Annotated in this window: 19 protein-coding genes; 6 read left to right on the forward strand and 13 right to left on the reverse strand. The window is 72.7% G+C overall.

What is annotated here, in order from left to right; translation table 11 throughout:
- From BM127_RS16650 to thrS, 4 genes are all read right to left on the reverse strand, one after another.
- Nucleotides 1-1,205 (reverse strand): DUF222 domain-containing protein (locus tag BM127_RS16650; protein WP_217642330.1); only part of this gene is annotated, 1,205 nt, incomplete at its 3' end.
- Nucleotides 1,206-1,612: 407 nt separating this feature from the next.
- Complete coding sequence (locus BM127_RS16655; RefSeq protein ID WP_091200319.1) at nucleotides 1,613-2,764, reverse strand: MalY/PatB family protein; 1,152 nt, start codon at nucleotides 2,762-2,764, stop codon at nucleotides 1,613-1,615.
- The gene (locus tag BM127_RS16660; protein WP_091200321.1) at nucleotides 2,761-3,072 is read right to left on the reverse strand and encodes a hypothetical protein; all 312 of its coding nucleotides are present in this window, start codon (nucleotides 3,070-3,072) and stop codon (nucleotides 2,761-2,763) included. The genes BM127_RS16655 and BM127_RS16660 overlap by 4 nt, the downstream gene beginning before the upstream one ends.
- 8 nt (nucleotides 3,073-3,080) lie before the next feature.
- The gene (thrS, locus tag BM127_RS16665) at nucleotides 3,081-5,072 is read right to left on the reverse strand and encodes a threonine--tRNA ligase (RefSeq protein WP_091200323.1); all 1,992 of its coding nucleotides are present in this window, start codon (nucleotides 5,070-5,072) and stop codon (nucleotides 3,081-3,083) included.
- A 156-nt stretch (nucleotides 5,073-5,228) separates the two neighbouring features.
- Between thrS and BM127_RS16670 the strand changes: the two genes are divergently transcribed.
- From BM127_RS16670 to BM127_RS16685, 4 genes are read left to right on the forward strand one after another with little or no spacing between them, the layout of a single operon-like run.
- Entirely contained in the window at nucleotides 5,229-6,335 is a 1,107-nt protein-coding gene (locus tag BM127_RS16670; protein ID WP_091200325.1) for a glycosyltransferase family protein, read from the forward strand.
- Entirely contained in the window at nucleotides 6,332-7,423 is a 1,092-nt protein-coding gene (locus BM127_RS16675; protein WP_231263372.1) for a glycosyltransferase family 4 protein, read from the forward strand. Before BM127_RS16670 ends, BM127_RS16675 begins: the two co-directional genes overlap by 4 nt.
- Nucleotides 7,420-8,436 carry a glycosyltransferase gene (locus BM127_RS16680; protein WP_091200327.1) on the forward strand — a complete coding sequence of 339 codons (1,017 nt, stop codon included), beginning with the start codon at nucleotides 7,420-7,422 and terminating at the stop codon, nucleotides 8,434-8,436. Before BM127_RS16675 ends, BM127_RS16680 begins: the two co-directional genes overlap by 4 nt.
- A complete protein-coding gene (locus tag BM127_RS16685; protein WP_091200329.1) occupies nucleotides 8,433-9,242 on the forward strand; it encodes a glycosyltransferase family 2 protein in 810 nt (269 codons plus the stop codon). The genes BM127_RS16680 and BM127_RS16685 overlap by 4 nt, the downstream gene beginning before the upstream one ends.
- On the opposite strand, the gene BM127_RS16690 is transcribed toward BM127_RS16685, so the two are convergent.
- Genes BM127_RS16690 through BM127_RS16720 form a run of 7 tightly spaced genes read right to left on the reverse strand, consistent with a single transcriptional unit; the run spans nucleotide 9,229 to nucleotide 15,076 of the window.
- The gene (locus BM127_RS16690; RefSeq protein WP_091200331.1) at nucleotides 9,229-9,828 is read right to left on the reverse strand and encodes an HAD-IA family hydrolase; all 600 of its coding nucleotides are present in this window, start codon (nucleotides 9,826-9,828) and stop codon (nucleotides 9,229-9,231) included. The genes BM127_RS16685 and BM127_RS16690 overlap by 14 nt on opposite strands.
- A gap of 25 nt (nucleotides 9,829-9,853) precedes the next feature.
- Nucleotides 9,854-10,426, reverse strand: coding sequence for an isopentenyl-diphosphate Delta-isomerase (idi, locus tag BM127_RS16695; RefSeq protein ID WP_091200333.1), 573 nt, complete (start codon nucleotides 10,424-10,426; stop codon nucleotides 9,854-9,856).
- On the reverse strand, nucleotides 10,423-11,466 hold the full coding sequence (locus tag BM127_RS16700) for an NAD(P)/FAD-dependent oxidoreductase (RefSeq protein ID WP_091200335.1): 1,044 nt from the start codon (nucleotides 11,464-11,466) through the stop codon (nucleotides 10,423-10,425). The genes idi and BM127_RS16700 overlap by 4 nt, the downstream gene beginning before the upstream one ends.
- Complete coding sequence (locus tag BM127_RS16705; RefSeq protein WP_091200337.1) at nucleotides 11,459-12,013, reverse strand: isoprenylcysteine carboxyl methyltransferase family protein; 555 nt, start codon at nucleotides 12,011-12,013, stop codon at nucleotides 11,459-11,461. Before BM127_RS16705 ends, BM127_RS16700 begins: the two co-directional genes overlap by 8 nt.
- Nucleotides 12,010-13,065 carry a type III polyketide synthase gene (locus BM127_RS16710; protein WP_091200339.1) on the reverse strand — a complete coding sequence of 352 codons (1,056 nt, stop codon included), beginning with the start codon at nucleotides 13,063-13,065 and terminating at the stop codon, nucleotides 12,010-12,012. The genes BM127_RS16705 and BM127_RS16710 overlap by 4 nt, the downstream gene beginning before the upstream one ends.
- Nucleotides 13,062-14,255, reverse strand: coding sequence for a geranylgeranyl reductase family protein (locus BM127_RS16715; RefSeq protein ID WP_198554305.1), 1,194 nt, complete (start codon nucleotides 14,253-14,255; stop codon nucleotides 13,062-13,064). Before BM127_RS16715 ends, BM127_RS16710 begins: the two co-directional genes overlap by 4 nt.
- Nucleotides 14,252-15,076 (reverse strand): UbiA family prenyltransferase, encoded by an 825-nt coding sequence (locus BM127_RS16720; RefSeq protein ID WP_091200341.1) that lies wholly within the window; start codon nucleotides 15,074-15,076, stop codon nucleotides 14,252-14,254. The genes BM127_RS16715 and BM127_RS16720 overlap by 4 nt, the downstream gene beginning before the upstream one ends.
- Nucleotides 15,077-15,277: 201 nt before the next feature.
- Between BM127_RS16720 and BM127_RS16725 the strand changes: the two genes are divergently transcribed.
- Nucleotides 15,278-17,416: a SpoIIE family protein phosphatase gene (locus BM127_RS16725; protein ID WP_198554304.1), complete on the forward strand. Its 2,139-nt coding sequence runs from the start codon at nucleotides 15,278-15,280 to the stop codon at nucleotides 17,414-17,416.
- A 48-nt stretch (nucleotides 17,417-17,464) separates the two neighbouring features.
- Here BM127_RS16725 and BM127_RS16730 read toward each other — a convergent pair whose 3' ends face one another.
- Together BM127_RS16730 and BM127_RS16735 are read right to left on the reverse strand one after the other, a co-directional pair.
- Nucleotides 17,465-19,300: an ABC transporter ATP-binding protein gene (locus tag BM127_RS16730; RefSeq protein ID WP_091200343.1), complete on the reverse strand. Its 1,836-nt coding sequence runs from the start codon at nucleotides 19,298-19,300 to the stop codon at nucleotides 17,465-17,467.
- Between the two features lie 59 nt (nucleotides 19,301-19,359).
- A complete protein-coding gene (locus BM127_RS16735; RefSeq protein WP_091200345.1) occupies nucleotides 19,360-20,127 on the reverse strand; it encodes a TetR/AcrR family transcriptional regulator in 768 nt (255 codons plus the stop codon).
- Nucleotides 20,128-20,295: 168 nt separating this feature from the next.
- On the opposite strand from BM127_RS16735, the gene BM127_RS16740 reads away from it, so the two are divergent.
- A complete protein-coding gene (locus tag BM127_RS16740) occupies nucleotides 20,296-21,051 on the forward strand; it encodes a mechanosensitive ion channel family protein (protein ID WP_091200347.1) in 756 nt (251 codons plus the stop codon).
- Nucleotides 21,052-21,102: the final 51 nt, after the last annotated feature.

The following is a 21,102-nucleotide window of genomic DNA, read 5'->3' on the forward strand; positions in this document are numbered from 1 at the left end:
GCTTGATGGTCGTAGGCGGTGATGTGGTCGATGTCGCAGCCTCGTGCGGGTCGGGTGCACCACGGGAACACGCACGTCGTGTCGCGGAGGATGACGTGCTCGCGGATCCGGTCGGGGATCGCGTACCCGGGTGCGGTCAGGTGATGGGTGAGGTCGATGACGGGTTTGATCGTGATCTTGGTCCGCGAGTCGCCGCACCAGCTCTTGAGCTGGTCGAGGAGCGCGAGGCGCTGACCGTTCTCGAGGCGGCCGGTGGGCCCGAACATGGTCTGTCCGTCCGGCATGAACTCGGCGTCGAAGTGGGCGTGGAGCACGACCTCGCGCGCGACAGGAAGGCCGTCCGCTGTTGATCTGGCCGGCCCAGCGTTGCCCTGAGTGAAGAGGTCGAGGGCGGTCTGGGTGCGGGCGAGGTCGCCGAGGGCCTTGGCCCTGCGTGCGTCCAGGGACAGGTCGGAGCCGAGGGCCTTCTGGACCGCAGCGCCGTGGGTGAGGGCGCGGTCGAGGTCGAGTCCGTCGGCGAGGTCGATGTCGGCGTCGACGTGGAGGGTGCCGGCGTAGTGGACGTCGTGGGTGTCGATGGTGGCGTGGCGGGGGTCGACGTGCTGCCACCCGTCCTCAGGATCCGCGGCTGGATCGGGGGCAGCGAGGTCGAACCGCTTCAACGTTTCGGTGACCAGACGGTCGAGCTGGGCGGGGCCGATCTTGCCTGCGACGGCGGCGACCTGCGTGTCGATCCACCCCGCAGCCTCAGGGGTGAGGGCGGGAGAGCAGTGGATGGTGGTCTCAGCGACCAGGCGTGCCCGCCACGCGGGGACGGCACCGGTGTGGACCTGTGACCAGAGTCGGGGGAGGCGGTGGCGGAGCTCGAGGGCGTGGCCGATGAGCTTCTTCGCCGAGGTGGTGGTGATCCCGAGGACGGTGCCGAGCTCGGCGATGCAGAACTCCGCGACGAGGGGGCAGCCGGGGCCGGCGATGGGTTCCTGGTGCTCACGTCCCAGGCCCCCGGTGGTGGTGAACGACGCGGCACCGTGGAGGGACTCGGGTGGGTGGAGGTCGGCCCAGGCGGCGGCGAGGGTGAGCTGTCGGGCTGCTGCGGCGTCTTCGGTGGCGCGGGCAGTCCTGATCGAGGTGAGGATCCCGGACGCGTCCAGGTCCTCGACCAGCGGGCTGCTGGTCGAGGAGCGGAGGTCCGAGGTGGTGGTCATGGGTACCAGTCAAGCAGGACCCACCGACACTCGGGCCTGCTAGAAGACCGGTGTGGATAAGTATTTCCGAACAGGTGGTCCCCTGAGGCATCGCACTGGTTCCTTGGTTTCGACACGGTCGCTGCGCGACCTGCTCAACCAGCGGACGGGGCTTGCTGCGCGACCTGCTCGACCAGCGGAGGCTGGCCTGCGCGACCTGCTCAACCAGCGGCGGCATCGCTGCGCGACCTGCTCAACCAGCGGTGGCGCGCTGCGCGCCTTCCTCGACCTGCGGCGGTGGGGACCTTGGTTTCGACACGGTCGCTGCGCGACCTGCTCAACCAGCGGACGGGACTTACTGCGCGACCTGCTCAACCAGCGGACGGGGCTGGCTGCGCGACTTGCTCAACCAGCGATGGAGGGAGGCCCTACGCCCAGGCCTTGGCCAGCCGCTCCACGATCTCGGTGAGCCGGTCGGGCGAGGTGGCGATGTTGAGGCGTACCTGCCCGGTGGAGCCAGGGGCGTAGGAGTGGCCGGCGCTCAGCATCACACCGCCGCGCTCGAGGGCGACGGCAGCGGCGTCGTCGTGGCCGTGGGCGGACGCGTCGAGCCAGGCGAGGTAGGTCGCCTCGAGGGGACGCATCCGCACGTCAGGCAGGTGCGCGGCGAGCAGGTCGCCGAGGAGGGTGCGCTGCTGGTCGAGGCGCTCGACCAGCGAGGCGAGCCAGCCGTCCCCGTGGTCGTACGCCGCTCGCGCAGCGGCGACACCGAGGGGGGACCAGGAGTCGTTGCGCGACATCGGCTGGTCGGCGAGGCGGGCGCGATCGGCCGCCGAGGGCACGAGGAGCTGGGCACACTTGAGACCGGCGATGTTGAAGGCCTTCGATGCCGCCACGACGGCGACAGCGTGGTCGTGGGTGCCCTCGATCGACAGGTAGGAGACGTGCTCGGCACCGGGCAGGACCAGCGGTGCGTGGATCTCGTCGCTCACCACGCGCGCACCGTGACGGAGGACGACGTCGCGGATGCCTTCGAGCTCGGCGCGCGTGAAGACCCGACCCCACGGGTTGTGCGGCTGGGTGAGGAGCAGCGTCTGCGCGCCTGCGGCGAAGAGGGCGTCGAGCCGATCGAGGTCGATCTCCGCCCGCCCCGCGGACGCAGGCACCTCCAGCAGGCGCTCCGCGCGGCCGGTGACACCGGCCAGCCCGTGCTGGGCGTTGTAGCCGGGCGTGGGAAAGACCACCCCGCCCGGACCGCTGAAGACGTCGAGCGCCACCCGCACGCCGGCGGTCACGTCCACCACCTCGTGGACGGCCTCGGGCTGTGGCGCCCAGCCGAAGTGCCGCGACGACCAGGCGGCGTACGACTCGCCGAGCGCCGGGTCCCGCTCGAGCGGGTAGCCGGTGATGCCGTCGGCCAGCATCCGCTGCACAGCCTCCAGGACCACCGGGTCGACGGCGTAGTCCATCTCCGCGACCCACGCCGGGATCACGCCCTCGGGCACACCCCACTTCAGCGGGAGGCTGAGGCGTGCCTCGGCCTCGGTGAGGTCGACGATCGGCCTGCGGGTCTCGGTCACGGCTGCTCCTCGGTGATGTCGTCGCGGCTCCAGGCCGCTGCGAACTCGTCGGGTGTCAGCTCGGCCAGCTGGAGCTCGAGGTGTGCGCGCATGGATCCGATCTCCTCGTGGGTGATGTCCACCCGGACCAGCTCCTCGCCGTCGCCGCGTCGGGTGACGACGTAGGTGCCGCCCGCCCCGCTCGCGTCGTTGCCGGGAACGGTGTCGGCCAGGGTCACCGCCTGCCAGAGGGCGGCGGCGAGGAGCCGCAGCCCCCGTCGCTCATGCGGCTCGAAGCGCAGCTCGAGGACGTCCCCCGCCCGCTCCACCTCGCTGCTCAGACCTGCTCGCGCGACGCTACTGCTGCGGCGACACGCTCGATCGCCTCGGCAAGAGGTACGCCGTTGTCCTGGCGACCGTCGCGGTAGCGGAAGCTGACCGCACCCTTCTCGACGTCGTCGTCCCCGGCGATCAGCATGAACGGCACCTTCTGCAGCTGCGCGTTGCGGATCTTCTTCTGCATCCGGTCGTCGGACTCGTCCACCTCGACCCGCAGGCCCTGGGCCTTCATCTGCTTCGCGATGTCGAAGAGGTAGTCGTTGTGGCGCTCCGCGATCGGGATGCCCTGGACCTGGACGGGCGCGAGCCAGGGCGGGAAGGCGCCGGCGTAGTGCTCGACCAGGACGCCGATGAACCGCTCGATCGAGCCGAACTTGGCGGAGTGGATCATCACCGGCTGCTGGCGGGTGCCGTCGGCGGCGACGTACTCGAGGTTGAAGCGGTCGGTCGACGGCTGGTTGAAGTCGTACTGGATGGTCGACATCTGCCAGGTGCGGCCGATCGCGTCACGTGCCTGCACCGACACCTTGGGACCGTAGTAGGCGGCGCCGCCCGGGTCGGGCACGAGCTCGAGGCCGGACTCCTCGCACACCTTGCGCAGGACCTCGGTGGCCATCTCCCAGTCCTCGTCGGACCCGATGAACTTGTCCGGCTTGGAGTCGTCGCGGGTCGAGAGCTCGAGGTAGAAGTCGTGGAGCCCGAAGTCGCGGAAGAGCCCGAGGCAGAAGTCGAGGAGGTGCTTGATCTCGCCCGGGGCCTGCTCGGGGGTGACGTAGGAGTGCGAGTCGTCCTGGGCGAACCCACGCACGCGGGTCAGGCCGTGCACGACACCGGACTTCTCGTGGCGGTAGACCGAGCCGAACTCGAAGAGCCGCAGCGGCAGCTCGCGGTACGAGCGCTGCCGCGAGCGGTAGATCAGGTTGTGCATCGGGCAGTTCATCGCCTTGAGGCGGTAGTCCATGCCGTCCACGTCGAGCGCCGGGAACATCCCCTCGCCGTAGTAGGGCAGGTGCCCGGAGGTGTAGAAGAGCCCCTCCTTGGCGATGTGGGGGGTGCCGACGTACTCGAAGCCCTCCTCGATGTGCCGCTGGCGGACGTAGTCCTCCATCTCGCGCTTGATCACACCACCCTTGGGGTGGAACACGGGGAGGCCCGAGCCGATCTCGTCCGGGAACGAGTAGAGGTCGAGCTCGCGGCCGAGCTTGCGGTGGTCGCGGCGCTCGGCCTCCTCGATGCGGTGGAGGTGCTCCTCGAGCGCCTCCTTGGTCTCCCACGCGGTGCCGTAGATGCGCTGGAGCTGCTTGTTCTTCTCGTCGCCGCGCCAGTAGGCCGCGGCACTGCGCATCAGCTTGAAGGCGGGGATCCGCTTGGTGGTCGGCAGGTGCGGACCACGGCACAGGTCGGACCACTTGGCCTCACCGCTGCGGCCGATGTTGTCGTAGATGGTGAGCTCGCCGGCACCCACCTCGACGCTCGCGCCCTCGGTGCCCTCGGTCCCGGCGCCACCCTTGAGACCGATCAGCTCGACCTTGTAGGGCTCGTCCTTGAGCTCGTCGAGCGCGGCGGCATCGGTGGTGACCCGGCGCTCGAAGCGCTGGTTCTCCTTGATGATCTTGCGCATCGCGGACTCGATCTTGACCAGGTCCTCGGGCACGAACGGGGTCTCGACGTCGAAGTCGTAGTAGAAGCCGTTGTCGATCGGCGGGCCGATGCCGAGCCTGGCCGCCGGGAAGAGCTGCTGCACGGCCTGCGCCATGACGTGCGCGGTCGAGTGGCGCAGGATGTCGCGACCGTCGGCGCTGTCGATGAGCACGCCCTCGACCTCGTCGCCGTCGGCGAGCTCGTACGCGAGGTCCTTGAGCTGGCCCGCCACCCGGGCGGCGACCACGTCGGCGTCGTCGCGGAACAGCTCCCAGGCCTTGGTGCCCGTCGTGACCGTGGTCTCCGCACGCTGACCGGCGTGGATGCGGACGACCTGGATGTCGGACACGGGAGCTCCTTCTTGAGGGGACGTGCGAGGGGACGCGCGAGGGGGGACGGATGTCCCGACGACCCTATCCGCCGGCAGGCAGTGCTCTCACCCCGGTTTCCCATCCGCCCGGGTGAGGCCGCTGGTGGAACCCGGAGGTTCTGGGTACGAGTGGACATGAGCCTCGCGCAGTCCCGGGAACGGCAGTCCGCCACCACGCCCCTCACGGTCGCATCCGTGCCGTCGGGCCACGTGTACGTCCGCCACCTCTCGCCGCTCGGCGGCGGCGGACCGGTGCGCCTGCCCGACCCCGACCCCGCGGACCCCGCCCGGGCCGCGGGCGCGACGTGGTGGCCGCCGGTGATGCTGGACCCGGAGTGGGCCCGCCAGGCCGACCTGGACGTCTTCCACCTCCACTTCGGCTTCGACGCCTGCACCCCTGAGGGCCTGGAAAAGCTGACCCGGGTCCTGCGCGGGCGCGGCAAGCCGTTCGTCCTGACCGTGCACGACCTGCGCAACCCGCACCACGAGGACCGTCGCCTGCACGACGCGCAGCTCGACGTGCTCGTGCCTGCCGCCGACGCCCTCATCACCCTCACCCCGGGCGCAGCCCGCGAGATCGACGCCAGGTGGGGCCGGACCGCGACCGTGATCCCCCACCCCCACGTGGTGGACGTCCCCACGATGACGCGCGCGCTCAACGTGCGTCCCCTGTGGCGGGGGCGCCCGTTCCGCGTCGGCCTCCACCTCAAGAGCCTGCGCGCCAACATGGACCCGATGCGGATCCTGCCGACGCTGGTCGACACCGTGGCCGGGCTCGACGAGGCGGTGCTGCAGGTGAACTGCCACCGCGACATCCTCGACGCCGACGGTGCCCGGAGGGACCGTGAGCTGTCGGACTGGCTCCGACGTCAGGCGGCCGACGGGAGGCTCGAGCTCGAGGTCCACGACTACTTCTCCGACGACGACCTCTGGTCCTACCTCGCCTCGCTCGACCTGTCGGTCCTGCCCTACACCTTCGGCACCCACTCCGGCTGGCTCGAGGCCTGCCGCGACCTGCAGACGACGGTGCTGGCTCCCACCTGCGGCTTCTACGCCGAGCAGGGCCCGATCCTGTCGTACACCAACGACGGGGACTCGTTCGACGCCGACTCGTTGCGCGACGCGGTCGTCCGGGCCCACGCGGAGCGGCCGCGCCTGGGAGCGACGCTCGACGAGCGTCTCGCGCAGCGGCGCGAGGTCGCCCGGATGCACGACGACCTCTACCGCTCGGTCAGCCGTTGAGGAGGGCAGGAGCGAGCCAGCCGCTGCGGATCTGCCTCGTCGCCAACAGCCGCTTCCCCATCAGCGAGCCGTTCACCGGTGGGCTGGAGTCGATGACGTGGCACCTCGCCCGCGAGCTCATCAGGCGCGGGCACGACGTCGCCGTCTTCGCAGCGCCGGGGTCCGACCCGGCGCTCGGCGTGGTCGAGCTGCAGGTCGACGCCCTCCCGGAGCACGCCGGGCGGCACGACGTCGGTGCGCCGCCGTACGTCGAGGTGGCCGAGCACCACGCCTACCTCGCGCTCATGCTCGAGCTGGCGGGCCAGGCGGGGGAACGCTTCGACGTCCTCCACAACAACAGCCTCCACTACCTTCCCGTCGCGATGTCGGGCTCGGTGCCGATGCCGGTGCTGACCACCCTCCACACCCCTCCGCTGTGGTGGCTCGAGTCCGCGGTGCGCCTGGACAGGGGCGCCAGCTCGTTCGCCGCCGTCTCCCGCTTCACCGCCAACTCGTGGGCACCGATCACGGACAGCACCTGCGTGCCCAACGGCATCGACCTCGCCGGCTGGCCGGTCGGACCGGGCGGCGACTGCGCAGTGTGGTCGGGACGCCTGGTCGCGGAGAAGGCGCCGCACCACGCTGTCATGGCCGCACGCCGGGCCGGGATCCCGATCGTGCTGGCGGGCCCGATCCTCGACATGGACTACTTCCGCAGCGAGGTGGAGCCGCTGCTGGGCAGGGACGCGACGTACGCCGGGCACCTGGCCCAGGCCGAGCTCGCCCGCCTCGTCGGCGGCTCCCGCGTCGCGGTGGTCACGCCGGCGTGGGACGAGCCCTACGGCCTGGTCGCGGCCGAGGCCCTCTCCTGCGGGACGCCCGTGGCGGCCTACGCGCGCGGCGGGCTGCCGGAGGTGCTGACCCCGGACACCGGACGCCTGGCGCCCGCCGACGACGTCGAGCTGCTGGCCCGCGCCATCGCGGAGGCTGCCCTGCTGGACCGCGCCCGTTGCCGCGAGCACGCCGTCACGGACCTCTCGCTGGCGAGGATGGTGGATCGCTACGAAGACCTCTACCTCGGGCTGATGGGCCAGAGGCTCGCGGCGTGATCGGCTACTACGTCCACCACCACGGCACCGGCCACCTGCACCGCGCGATGACGATCGCGCCCGCCCTCCCGGACGAGGTCACCGGGCTCTCGTCGCTGCCACGTCCCGCCGGGTGGGTCGGCCCCTGGGTCCAGCTCCCCCGCGACGACAGCGCCGAGACCTACGACGATGCCGACGTGACCGCGGACGGCCTGCTGCACTGGGTGCCGCTCGGCGACGCCGGCCTGCGCTCGCGTACGTCGGCGATCTCGGCCTGGATCGAGCGCACCGCCCCGGCTGCCGTGGTCGTCGACCAGTCGGTCGAGGTCTGCCTGCTCGCCCGGCTCCACGGCACCCCGGTCGTCGCGCTGACCGCACCGGGACGGCGTACGGACGCTCCGCACCTGCTCGGCTTCGCGTCGGCCGTCGAGCTGGTCGGGCCGTGGCCCGCGGGCCTGACGCCACGGCTGCTGCCGGGCCTGGACCCGAGGCACGCCGATCGCTTCCACGCCGTCGGCGCGGTGTCACGGTTCCCGGTCCTGTCCGAGACCACCTACCTCCCCTCGTCCCGTCCACGCCCCCACGCGGTGCTGCTGGCCGGCACCGGCGGGGACGGCTTCACCGCCGAGGCGATCGCGCGGGCGCAGGACCAGACCCCCGACTGGGACTGGACCGTGATGAGCCGCACGCTCGGGAACTGGCACGCCGACCCCGCGGCGGTGCTGGCGGAGGCGGACGTCGTCGTGCTGCACCCCGGACAGAACGCGCTCGCCGAGGTCGCCGCGATGCGGGTGCCGGCCGTCGTCGTCCCGGCGCCGCGGCCCTTCGACGAGCAGCACGTCACCGCATCGGCGCTGGCCGACGGGTGGCCCGCAGTCGTCCTCGACGAGGTCCCCACCACGGGGTGGCGCGACGCGCTGCACCAGGCACTCCACCTCGACGCCGGTCGCTGGGCCGACTGGTGCGACGGGGACGCCCCGGGACGCGTCGCCGCTGTGGTCGCCGGGCTGGCCTCGCCGGAGGCGGCCGCATGAGCGGCACCGCCGTCGTCACGGTCGTCCACCGCCGCCACGAGCACCTCTCCCGGCAGCGCGCCACGCTCGCCGGGTCGAGTGCCGCGGTCGACCACGTGGTGGTCGCCATGGACGACCCCGAGCTCGCCGCGCAGGACTGGTGCACCGCGTCGCTCCCGCGCCACTCGCAGGGACTTCCACTGGCAGCCGCGCGCAACCGCGGCGCGGAGGTGGCGCTCGACCGTGGTTCTGACGTGCTGGTCTTCCTCGACGTCGACTGCCTGGCCGACCCGTTGCTGGTCGAGGCGTACGCCGACGTGGTGCGCGACGAGCCCGCCACGATCTGGTCGGGCCCGGTCACCTACCTCGAGCCGCCCCCGGCGGATGGCTACGACCTGTCCGCACTGGCCGGGCTGGACTCGCCCCATCCCGCACGACCCGCGCCCGCACGCGGTGAGCGCCTCGACGGCGCCGACCCCGACCTCTTCTGGTCGCTGTCCTTCGCGTGCTCGGCGGAGGCGTGGCGACGCACCGGCGGGTTCTGCGAGGACTACGTCGGCTACGGCGGCGAGGACACCGACTTCGCGCGGATCGCCGTCGCCGCCGGTCTCGACCTGGGCTGGGTGGGCGCCGCGCGCGCCTTCCACCAGTGGCACCCGGTCTCGCGCCCGCCGACCGAGCACGTCGACGACATCGTGCGCAACGCCGAGATCTTCCGGGGACGGTGGGGCGACTCCCCCATGCTCGGCTGGCTCGAGGCGTTCGAGGAGCGCGGGCTCGTGGGCCGCGACGTCGACGGACGGTGGCAGGTCGTCAGCCGCGGATGATCCGCTCCATCGCCTCGATCGACGTCGGGGTGTCGACGTGGAGCACGGCGTGCCAGCCGAAGGCGCGGGCCGCTGCCACGTTGGCCTCGACGTCGTCGAGGAAGACCACCTCGCGCGGCTCGACGCCGAGGCGTCGGGTCGTCAGCTCGTAGGCCGCCGGGTCGGGTTTGGCGAGCCCGACCTCGTGGCTGTAGACGATCTCGTCGGTGACGTCCTCGAAGCCGTGCACCCGTTCGGCCTCGCGCGCACCCGGGCCGGAGTTGGAGAGGATGCCCGTGAGCCGCTCGGGACGCTGGGCAGCGAACCAGTCCACGAGCGGCCGGTCGAGCGTGCCGACGTACCACCGCCAGAAGTCGGCCATCAGCGCGTCGGCCTGCGCGTCGTCGAGTCCCAGCGTGCGCTGCCACTCCGCACGGACCTCCTCCTCGCTGACCTCGCCCAGCACGGCGTCGCCGGGCAGGGCCGCGAGTCCGCGGGTGAGCGCGCCGTCGGCGAGGCCGAGGCGCCGCTCGGCCGGCCCGGGGAAGACGGAGTCGTCGATGACCTCGAGGACGCCCCCGATGTCGAGCACCACTGCCTTGATCATGGCCCCACCCTGCCTGACCAGCGGGTCAGCGGGCTGCCTCCGGCAGGTCCTCCCAGGGAGCCGCGGGCGCGCGCCACACGTCCTCGGGCAGCTCGAGCACCTGCTCGCGGCACCACGTCGACACCTCGCGGCTCCCGTCGAGGACGGCGGCGCGGAAGGGCTGCCAGGGCTCCCAGCGGGCCTCCTCGACCTCGTCCGGATCAGGGGTGAGCGCCGTCAGAGCGGTGCCCACGAAGACGGGGCACATCTCGTTCTCGACGACGCCGTCCTGCTCGGCGCGGTAGCGGAAGCGCGGCAGCAGCAGCCTCAGGTCGGCGATCGGCGTGCCGAGCTCCTGCCGGACCCGACGGCGTACGGCGTCGTCCAGCGCCTCGCCCGGGGCGGGGTGGCCGCAGCAGCTGTTGGTCCACACGCCCGGGAACGTGCGCTTGTGCAGCGCGCGTCGGGTCACCAGCACCGAGCCTGCGGCGTCGAAGAGGTAGCAGGAGAAGGCCAGGTGCAGCGGTGTGTGCGCGCCGTGGACCTGCGCCTTGTCGGCCGTCCCCGCGGCGCGACCGTCCTCGTCGAGCAGGACCACGGACTCGCGCGTCGTGCTCATGACGTCACCGCGATCGGTCGGGCGAGCTGGTTGACCGCGGTCGAGAACACCCACGGCAGGCGCTCGGCGGCCGGCACCAGCCGTCGGCGTACGACCTGGCTGCCGGTCGCGAGCAGCAGCGCGTGGGTGAGCAGCTCCTGGCGCAGCCCGATGCGTCGGGCCTGGCGCTCGTAGCGGTCGGGACGGTCCTGCGCGAGGCAGGCGACGGCAGCCCGCGCCTGGGCGAGCCCGAGGGCGATGCCCTCCCCCGTCAGTGCGTCGACGTAGCCGGCGGCGTCACCCACGAGGAGCACCCGGCCCGCGGCCCGGGCCCGCACCTTCTGGTGCAGGGGGCCGGCGCCCCGCACCCGCGTCCGCTCGCCGACGAGGCGTTCGCGGAGGACGGGGAAGTCGGCCAGCGCCTCGTCGAAACCCTCACCGCTGTCGGTGAGGATCGCGACGCCGACGAGGTCGTCGTCGACCGGGGTCACGTAGGCCTCCGCGCGGGTCGACCAGTGCACCTCGACGAAGTCCGACCAGGGCGCCTGCTGGACGTGGCAGCGCAGGCCGAACCGACGTCGGCCACTGGGCCTGCCCGACTCGAGCCCGACCAGCCGCCGGGTCGGCGAGTGCAGGCCGTCGGCAGCGACGAGGTAGCGCGCCCGCTCGCCGTCCACCTCCACGTGGTCACCCGCGTCGCGGACGCTGCGGACCGGCTGCGGCTCGATGGGGATCCCGGCCTCGGCCAGCCTCTCGGCGAGAGCCGCGTGCAGCACGGTGCGTCGTACGCCCCGGCCGGGCCCGGCAGCGAAGCGGGCGGACACGCCGCTCCCACCCCCGAGGCCGTCGAGGTAGTGGATGCCCGCGACGTCGTGCCCGCGCGGGTCGACCCCGAGCGCCGCGAGCTCGGCAACGGCCCCGGGCATCAGGCCCTCGCCGCACGCCTTGTCGATGGGTCCGCTGCGGGGTTCGCGCACGACGACGTCGAGCCCGGCGCGGTGGGCGTGCAGGGCCACGGCCATGCCGACGGGACCGGCGCCGGCCACCACCAGGTCACGCACCGGCGGGCTCCGCGCTCGTCGGCGTCGCGCGCGGCAGCGTGGCCAGGGCGGCGTCCTCCGCGCGGATGCGGACGGTCAGGAGGCCGGCGTTGAGGACGGTGAAGACGAGCGCCGTGATCCAGCCCGCGTGCACCAGCGGCAGCGCGAACCCCTCCACCACCACGGCGACGTAGTTGGGGTGCTTGAACACCGCGTAGGGACCGCCGTTCACCGGTGCCAGGCCGGGTACGACGATGACGCGGGTGTTCCAGCGGCGCCCGAGCGTGCTGATGCACCACCAGCGCAGTGCCTGCGAGGCCACGACGAGGGCGAGCATCGACCAGGCGAGCAGGGACGGGACATCAGGACGGCGCACCCACGCCTCCACCAGCGCACCGACGAGCAGTCCGGTGTGCAGCACCACCATGAACGGGTAGTGCCCCTGACCGGACTCCACACCTCCGCGCTCCATGCTCCAGGCGGCGTTGCGCTTCGAGACGACCAGCTCGGCCAGCCGCTCGAGGCCGACCAGCGCCACCAGCACCGTGAACGCAACGAGGGTGGTCACGAGCCGGCCTCCAGCAGCACGAGCTCGGAGCAGAAGCCGGGGCCCATGGCGAGCAGCATGCCGCGGCTGCCGGGCGCCGGGGGGCGCTCGGCCAGGGTCTTCTCGAGCACGTGCAGCACCGAGACCGACGAGAGGTTGCCGACGTCGGCCAGCGACTCCCACGTCAGGCGTACGGCGTCGCGCGGCACCTCCAGCGCGGCCTGCAGGGCCTCGATCACCTTGGGGCCGCCGGGATGGCACACCCACCACCCGATGTCGGCGCGGGTGAGGTCGTGGTCGGCGAGGAACGCGTCGACGTCGGCGCGGAGGTAGCGCTCGACCAGGTCGGGCACGGCGGCGTCGAGCACGATCCGCAGGCCGGTGGCGGCGACGTCGAAGCCCATCGTGCGCTCGCTGTCGGGGTAGAGCCGGCTGCGCGAGGCCAGGACCCGGACCGGGCCGTCGGCCCCGGCATCACCGGTGGCCACGACGGCTGCGGCGCCGTCACCGAAGAGCCCGCTGGCCACGAGGTTGGGCACGGTCACGTCGTCACGCTGCAGCGTCAGGGAGCACAGCTCCGCCGCCACCAGCACCGCGGTGTGGCCGGGGTGACCGACCAGGTAGTCGTGGAGGCGCGCGAGGCCGGCCGCCCCTGCGACGCAGCCGAGCCCCACGAGCGGGACCCGTCGGACGTCCTCGCGCAGCCCCACGACGCCGGCGATCCGGGCGTCCAGCGACGGCACGGCCAGGCCGGTGACGGTCGCGGTGACGATGAGGTCGACGTCCGAGGGCGTCAGGTCAGCCGCCTTGAGTGCGTCGACCAGGGCGCGCGAGCCGAGCTCGACGGCGTGCTCGATGAAGAGGTCGTTGGTCCGGCCGAAGTCGCCCATCGTGGCGTAGTCCTCGAGCGGCATCACGGTGTGGCGCCGCTTGACGCCGGCGTTGGCATGGAAGCGGCGCAGCAGCGCGCGGTCGTGGCTGCGCTGCGAGACGACCTCGGCGAAGGCGTCGGTGATCTCGCCCTGCGGGTAGGAGTGGGCCGGCAGCGCGCTGCGGACGGTGAGGATCTTCATGGTGTCTCCATCATGGGTGGCCGGTGCACATCGGAGCGGCTGACGAGGCCGCGGAGCAGCCCGGTCGCGAGCCGGGCGTCGATCCGGCCGTCGCCGAGGCCGAGGTCGACGAGGGTGTCGAAGACGCGCCGGTCGCGCGACGCCGCCCGGATGCCGGCGTCGACGACGACGGGTGAGCGGGACAACCGCGAGGCGGTCCAGGTGTGCTTGAGGTGCGTGCCGAGCAGACGACGTACGTCGTGGCGGTGCCGGGCGCCGGCGGCCTCGGGCTGCCCCGCCGCCAGGCCGGACGCAGCGGTGCGACCCGCGGCGATGCCGGTGGCGACGGCGTAGTAGATGCCCTCCCCCGTCATCGGGTTGACCAGCCCGGCCGCGTCCCCGACGAGCAGGACCGCACCGTCGGGCTGGTCCCACCGCCAGCCGCTGAGCGGGAGGTGGTGCCCCAGCCAGCCGCTGCCCGTGGTCGCGGTCCCGGGGATGAGGGCCTCGAGCTGCTCGAGCAGGAGTCGCCGGCTCGGCGCCTTGCGCCGGTCGCCCTCGCCCGGCAGGAGCTCGCCGTAGCCGACGTTGGCGAGTCCGTCACCGCGGTCGAACGCCCAGGCGTACGACGGCTGGCGACGGTCGCCGTAGCGGATGACCTGGCGCCCCGCGAGCTCCGGCGTGGTCGGCGCGTAGCCGCGGATCGCCAGCGCACGAGGCTCCCGCCGACGTCCCAGCAGGCCGGCCCGCACGAGCGAGTGCGCTCCGTCGGCGGCGACGACCACCCGGGCGGTGATGGAGTCGGAGACCGTGACGTGGCCGTCGCCGCTGGTGACCGACGTGACCCGGTGGCGGCGCAGCACGGCACCGGCCGCCACGGCCCGCTCGACCAGTCGCGCGTCGAAGACCTGGCGCGGGACGACGTGGACCTCGCGCCGCATCGTGCCCTCGACCCGGGCCGCACCGTGGGACAGCTCGAGCTGCCGGATCGGGGTCCAGTCGTCGACCACGTCGCCGGCGCCCACCTCGGCCAGGGCGTCCAGCACGTGCGGCGCGATCCCGTCACCGCACGACTTGTCGCGGGGGAAGTCGCTGCGGTCGAGCAGCAGCACCCGCAGGGTCGGGTCCTGGGTCAGGGCTCCGAGCGCCGCGCAGGAGCCCGCCGGTCCGGCGCCCACCACGACGATGTCCCACTCGTCGTCGACCGTCACCGGACCACCACCAGCAGGACGGTGTCGACGAGCGCGATCGCGATCGCGGCCACGAACGGCACGCGGCCGCGGCCCACGACGACCAGAGCGACCAGGGCGATGACGACCAGGCCCACCGCGCTCGCCGCGGCGGGCGGCGGGGACGCGCCCACCAGCACGACCACGGAGGCGAGTGCGAGGACCGCCGCCGCGACCGGGGCGATCCTGCGCGGACCGAGGCGGTGCGGGAGGCCGCGTACGCCGGTCGCCAGGTCGTCCTCGACGTCCGGCAGGACGTTGACGAGGTGGGCGCCGACGCCGAGAAGACCGGCGCCGACCGGCCACCACCACGGGGGCATCGAGCCGTCGGCCAGGGACACGAACACGGTGAGCCCGCCGAACGCGAGGGCGTACGGCAGCCACGACCACGCGGTGGACTTCAGGCCCAGGTTGTAGGCCCAGCCGCACGCCACGCAGCCGAGGTGGACCAGACCGGCGACGACGCCGACGGCGAGCGACAGCACGACGGTCGAGGCGAGGGCGACCGCGCACGCGACGCGGACGGCACGGACGGACCCGTCGCCTGTGGCGAGCGGCTTGTCGTCCCGTCCGGTGGAGCGGTCGCGGGCCACGTCGACGAGGTCGTTGCTCCAGCCGATGGAGAGCTGACCCGCCAGCACGGCCGCCACGACCAGCGCGGCCTGGGCCGCGTAGAGGCCCTGTGCACCGCTGAGCAGTGCGACCAGGACCGTCACCGCGAGGGTGGGACCGAGGTGCGCCGAGCCGAGCAGCCCTCTCAGCGCGGACGGTCCCGCACCACCCGTCGCGAGACCTGCGGTCATGGGGATCCCTTCGTCTCGTGGGCCCGTCGAGGACGCGGGCGACCCCGTGTGCACGCTTGGTCCGACGTTACCCCCGACCTGGTTTTCCATACGTTCCTCGGTGCTTGTGACAATCCACCGCGGCACGTGCACCCGTGTGCCACCCTGACCGCGGCGCCTCGAGACCGGTGGGTGGCCCGCTCGAGCGTGGAGGAAATACGGGTGTCCGAGGACGACGTCAGGGTGAGCATCCCCGTGCCTCGGCACGACGCTGCCCCCGCGCCCGCCGACGTGCGCCTCGACTCCCTCGACGCCGTCGCCGACCGGCTGGCGTGGCAGCTCGCCGTCGACGCGGCCGGCGTCGGGGTCTTCGTCTGGGACCTGCCCTCCGACCACCTGCGGTGGGACGAGCGACTGCTCGAGCTCTTCGGTCTCGACGAGGAGAGCTTCGGCGGCACCATCGGGTCGTTCCACCAGCGCGTCCACCCCGACGACCGCTCCCGCGTCCAGCACGCCCTCGAGCGCGCGGTCGAGGCATGTGGTGAGTACGGCGCCGAGTACCGGGTGGTGCTGCCCGACGGATCGGTCCGCTGGATCGAGGCGCGCGGCCGTGCCCTCGCCGACCGCCCCGGTGGCCCTGCCGTGCGCCTGGTGGGTGCGGCGTACGACACGACCGTGGTCCACGACGGCGAGGCGCGGATCGGACGCGTGCTGGAGTCGATGTCGTCCGCGTTCTTCCAGCTCGACCAGGACTGGCGGTTCACCTACGTCAACTCAGAGGCCGAGCGCCTGCTGGGAGCCGGCCGCACGCAGCTCCTCGGCGTGAGCATCTGGGACGCGTTCCCCGCCTCGCTCGGCAGTGCGTTCGAGGACCACTACCGCGAGGCCGTCTCCGAGGGACGGCCGGTGTCGTTCGAGGCCTTCTACCCGCCGCCGCTCGACGCGTGGTTCGAGGTGCGGGCGTGGCCCTCACCCGAGGGGCTCGCGGTCTACTTCGTGGACATCACCTCCCGGCGGGAGGCGCAGGACGCGCTCGACCGGTCCGCCCACCGCCTCGCGCTGCTGGCGTCAGTGTCCGAGGCCATGATCAGCACCCTCGATCCCGCCGAGAGCGTCAGCCTCCTCGCGACCCTGGTGGTGCCCGAGCTGGCCGACTGGTGCCTCGTGACACTCGTCGAGGACCCGCACGCGTCCACCTGGCCGCGCGGGCTGCGCGACGTGGCGTGGTCGCACGCCGATCCGGCGATGGCGCCCGTCCTGGCCGACTACGCCGCGCTGCGCCTCGGCGCGCTGACGGACTCCTCCTACCTGTCGCTGGCCATCCGCGACACCCGTACGGTCCTGCTGCCCGTCGACGCCACCGACCGGGTCAGCGCCGTGCTGGTGCCCGGCCCGGCGCGCGAGCGCCTGCGGGAGCTCGGCCCGACGTCGGCGGTCTTCGTGCCGCTGCGGGCCCGCGGACGCACGGTGGGCGTCGTGAGCGTGTTCCGCGGGGCCGGGTCGGAGGCGTTCACCACCGAGGACCAGGCCCTCCTGGAGGACATCGGTTCGCGCGCGGCGCTGGCGCTGGACAACGCCCGCCTCTACGCCTCCCAGCGCGACGTCGCGGAGGCCCTGCAGCGGAGCATGCTCACCGAGCCGCCGCAGCCCGACCACCTGCAGATCGCCACGCGCTACGCACCCGCACGCGACGCCGCCCGCATCGGAGGCGACTGGTACGACGCGTTCCTGCAGCAGAGCCGCGGGCCCGCCGGGCACGACGTGGTGGTCGTCGTCGGCGACGTGGTGGGCCACGACGTCGAGGCCGCGGCCGCGATGGGCCAGGTGCGGGGCCTGCTGCGCGGGATCGCCGTCCACAGCGGCTATGCGCCCGCAGCCATCCTGTCCGGGGTGGACGAGGTGATGGAGTCGCTGCGCCTCGAGACCACGGCCACGGCCGTCGTGGCGAGGATCGAGCGCCACCCCCGTCCAGGCGCGCACTCCGGCGAGGAGGTCGTGCTCCGCTGGGCGCACGCGGGCCATCCGACCGCGCTGATGCTGAGCCCCGCCGGCGAGGTCATCCGGCTGGGCGACATGGCGGGCAACGACCTGCTGCTCGGGCTCGACCCCTGGACGCGCCGCACCGAGCACGTGGCGTTCCTCGAGCCGGGCTCGACCCTGGTCCTCTACACCGACGGGCTGGTCGAACGGCGCGACCGCGACGTCGAGGAGGGCATCGACGCGCTCGCCGAGCTCCTGCACGACGTCGCGCCGGCGGCCCGGGACCTCGAGGAGCTGTGCGACCGGCTGCTGGCCGGCATGACCGACGACAAGCCCGAGGACGACGTGGCGCTCCTCGTCGTCCGGCTCGCGCCCGCCTGACGCCCGCCTGACGCCCGCCTGGTCCGTCCGATCGACGGTCGTGGCCGCTCAGCCGACGGGTCCGGGGGCCACGTCCGCCGCAGCTGCGACGGGCGCGTCGGCGGTGGCTCCGGTCTGCACCCGCCACAGGGCGGCGTACGACCCGTCGTGCGCGAGGAGCTCGTCGTGCGTGCCAGCCTCGACCACGCGACCGGCGTCGAGCACCCAGATCCGGTGGGCGTGACGGACGGTCGAGAGCCGGTGGGCGACCACGATCGCCGTCCGTTGCGCCGTCGCCCGGCGCAGCGAGCGCTGGATGGCGGCCTCGGTCTCGTTGTCGACCGCGCTCGTCGCCTCGTCCAGGACGAGAACGGCGGGGTCGCGCAGCAGCGCCCGCGCGAGGGCCAGGCGCTGCCGCTGACCGCCGGACAGGGTGACGCCGCGCTCCCCCACCCACGTGTCGAGCCCGGCGGGCATGGCGTCGATGAAGTCGAGCGCGGCGGCCCCCTCCGCGGCGGCCCGGACCTCGTCGAGGGTGGCGCCGGGACGGCCGTAGGCGATGTTGTCGGCGATGGAGCCGGCGAACATGAAGACGTCCTGCGCGACGTAGCCCAGCGAGCCTCGCAGCGAGTCCCAGTCCAGGTCGCGGACGTCCTGCCCGTCGAAGAGGACATGCCCCTCACGGGGGTCGTCGAAGCGCAGCACGAGGCGCAGCAGTGACGACTTGCCCGAGCCGGTCGACCCCACGATCGCGTGCGTCTCACCGGCCGGGACGACGAGGTCGATGCCGTGCAGGACGTCCGGCCCGTCGGCGTACCCGGCCCGTACGCCGCGCAGCTCGACCCGCCCGGCCACCGGACGCTCGAGCGCCGTCGACCCGGCCGGCACGGTCACGGGCACCGCGAGCAGGCCGAGGATGCGGGCGGCCGAGGCGCGGCCGCGCTGGTAGAGGTCGAGCACCTCGGCGACCTCGGTGAGCGGCCACAGCAGGCGCTGGGTCATGAAGACCAGCACGGAGTAGAGGCCGACCTGGAGGTCGCCGCGCAGCGTCGCCCAGCCACCGAGCAGCAAGGTGCAGGTGAAGCCCGCAAGGATCGCCATCCGGACCAGCGGGACGAACGCGGCCGAGGAGCGGATCGCGTCGGTGTTGGCCTCGCGGTAGGCCTGCGAGACCGCGGACACCCGCTCGCGCTCCCGGTCCTCGGCGGTGAAGGCCTTGATGGTGGCGATGCCGGAGATGTTGGCCGACAGCGTGCTGGACAGGTCGGACACGGCGACGCGGACCCGGTCGTAGAGCGGCTCGAGGCGACGCTGGAAGACCAGCGACCCGATGACGATCAGCGGGATCGGCAGGAACGCCAGCACCAGGAGCTGGGTCGAGGCGACCGCGAAGACCGCACCCACCAGCAGCACGTTGAGCACGGTCTGCAGGATCGCGGGCGCGCCGACGTCGAGGAAGCGCTCGAGCTGGTTGACGTCGTCGTTGAGCGTGGCGATCGTCGAGCCCGAGGGCCGGCTCTCGTGCCAGCCGAGGTCGAGGTGCTGGACGTGGTCGTACGCCTCCACGCGGAGGTCGTGCTCGACCCCCTGCGCCAGGCCCCGCCACAGCACTGCGGCGAGGTACTCGCTGAGCGACTCGACGATCCACACGAACGCGTTGATCACCGCGAGCCAGCCGAGCTGCGCGTAGCGCGACTCCACACCGAGCACCTCGCCGACGAAGGACGCGTCGCCGCGGACCACGACGTCGACGGCAGCACCGATCAGCAGCTCGGGGACGACGTCGGCGACCTTGTTGACCGTCGACGCCACGACGGCCCCGACGAACCGCGCCCGGTAGGCGTCGTAGCGGCGCCAGAGCGCGCGCAGGGGCTGGACGGCGTCAGGGGTCGCGGAGGGTCGCACCCGAGAAGGTTAGGTGAGCCTTACTTCAAGACTGGCATCGAGGGCGCCTGCCCCCGACCTCACCCGTCCAGGTGCTCGTTGCGCAGCAGCGTCATCCGGTCGAGCAACGCCTCGAGGCTCTCCTCGAACTCCGCCGCGGCGCGGTCCTCGGACAGCGCGCTCCGCAGCCGACGCACCTGGGGGTAGTCGCGCAGTGCGGCGTCGTCGCCCGACATGTCGTCCAGCACGTCGAGCGGTCCCACGTCGGCGCCGTGGTTGGACACCTCGAGCAGCAGGTTGCCGAGCAGCACGCTGGTGTAGGCCCGGTAGGACGCCACGGCGGCCTCCTCGGTGAAGCCCTCGGCGAGCAGCCCCGAGAGGAACACCTCGACCCAGGCGAGGCTGCGCAGCGGCGGGCGGAGCCACGGGGCCTCGGTCGGCCGGGACGCCACGAGGGGGAAGGCCTTCGGGTGCTCGAGCGCCACCCGTCGAACGCCGTGGGCCAGGCGGATGAGGAAGTCCTGCCAGCCGTCCCGGGGAGCGTCGAGGACGTCGACGTCGCGGCGCATGCCCTCGATCAGCTCCTCGACGACCGCGTCGAGCAGGTCCTCCTTGCCGGGCACGTAGCGGTAGAGCGCCATCGCCTCGACCCCGAGCTCGTTGCCCAGCCGACGCATGGTCAGGCCGGGAAGTCCGTGCTCGTCGATGAACGCGATGGCCGCCTCGACGATGCGCTCGCGGGAGAGCGGCTCGCGGGCCGACGGGGGCGGCAGTCCCTCGACGGCGTTCGCGTCCGCGTCGGGCACCGCCTGGACGCCGGCGTCGGGGTGGGTCTCGGACGTGGGCACGGAGCTCCTCTCGCGACTGCTGTGTCCGCGACCCTAGCCGCGCGGGCCGACCAGCCCACCCCTTGGGGCGACAGATGTTGCCGTCGGCTCCCTCGCGTGGTTGGTTTACCACGTAAACGGACAACGTAAACGCACCATCGTGATCGATCCACCGGAGGTTTGTACGACATGGAAGACACCCTGCGAGACGGCGTACGCGACGGCGTTGGCCTCATCTCCGAGTTCCTGCCCAAGCTGTTGCTGTTCCTGCTCATCCTCGTGGTCGGCCTCCTCATCGCGAAGGGGATCTCCAAGGCCCTCAACGCGGTGCTGGAGCGCGCCGGCTTCGACCGCGCCGTCGAGCGCGGTGGCGTCAAGAAGGCCATGGCCAACTCGAAGATGGACGCCAGCGACGTCGTCGCCAAGCTCATCTACTACACGCTCATGCTCTTCGTGCTGCAGCTCGCCTTCGGCGTCTTCGGCCCCAACGCGATCAGTGACCTGATCGAGCGCGTGATCACCTTCATCCCCAGCCTGATCGTGGCGATCATCATCATCGTCGTCGCCTCGGCGATCGCGGCGGCGGTCAAGGGCCTCATCGAGAACACCCTCGGCGGGCTGTCCTACGGCCGCACCATCGCCAACGCCGCGTCGATCTTCATCCTGTTCCTCGGGATCGTGGCTGCCCTCAACCAGGTCGGCGTCGCCACCACCGTGACCACGCCCGTCCTGGTCGCCATCCTCGCGACCGTCGCCGGCGTCATCATCGTGGGTGTCGGTGGCGGCCTCATCCGCCCGATGCAGCAGCGCTGGGAGGGCTACCTCACCAAGGCCGAGGAGGAGGCTCCCCGGATCAAGGCGCACGCCGCTGGTGCCCCCAGCGTCTCGGAGCAGGCCCGCCAGGCGGCGGACCGCGTCCAGGACACCGGTACGCACCGCATCTGACCCGTGCTCCCCTCGAGGGAGGGCGACACAGCCCCTTGGCCTGCGACCGCA

Origin of the sequence: Nocardioides alpinus (assembly GCF_900112035.1) — a bacterium.
GTDB lineage: Bacteria > Actinomycetota > Actinomycetes > Propionibacteriales > Nocardioidaceae > Nocardioides > Nocardioides alpinus.

Bases quoted from the DNA above. Each gene is read 5' to 3' on its own strand.
- BM127_RS16740 (WP_091200347.1), top strand. From the start codon at position 20,296: ATGGAAGACACCCTGCGAGACGGCGTACGCGACGGCGTTGGCCTCATC.
- BM127_RS16670 (WP_091200325.1), top strand. From the start codon at position 5,229: ATGAGCCTCGCGCAGTCCCGGGAACGGCAGTCCGCCACCACGCCCCTC.
- BM127_RS16685 (WP_091200329.1), top strand. From the start codon at position 8,433: ATGAGCGGCACCGCCGTCGTCACGGTCGTCCACCGCCGCCACGAGCAC.
- BM127_RS16720 (WP_091200341.1), bottom strand. From the start codon at position 15,076: ATGACCGCAGGTCTCGCGACGGGTGGTGCGGGACCGTCCGCGCTGAGA.
- BM127_RS16690 (WP_091200331.1), bottom strand. From the start codon at position 9,828: ATGATCAAGGCAGTGGTGCTCGACATCGGGGGCGTCCTCGAGGTCATC.
- idi (WP_091200333.1), bottom strand. From the start codon at position 10,426: ATGAGCACGACGCGCGAGTCCGTGGTCCTGCTCGACGAGGACGGTCGC.
- BM127_RS16710 (WP_091200339.1), bottom strand. From the start codon at position 13,065: ATGAAGATCCTCACCGTCCGCAGCGCGCTGCCGGCCCACTCCTACCCG.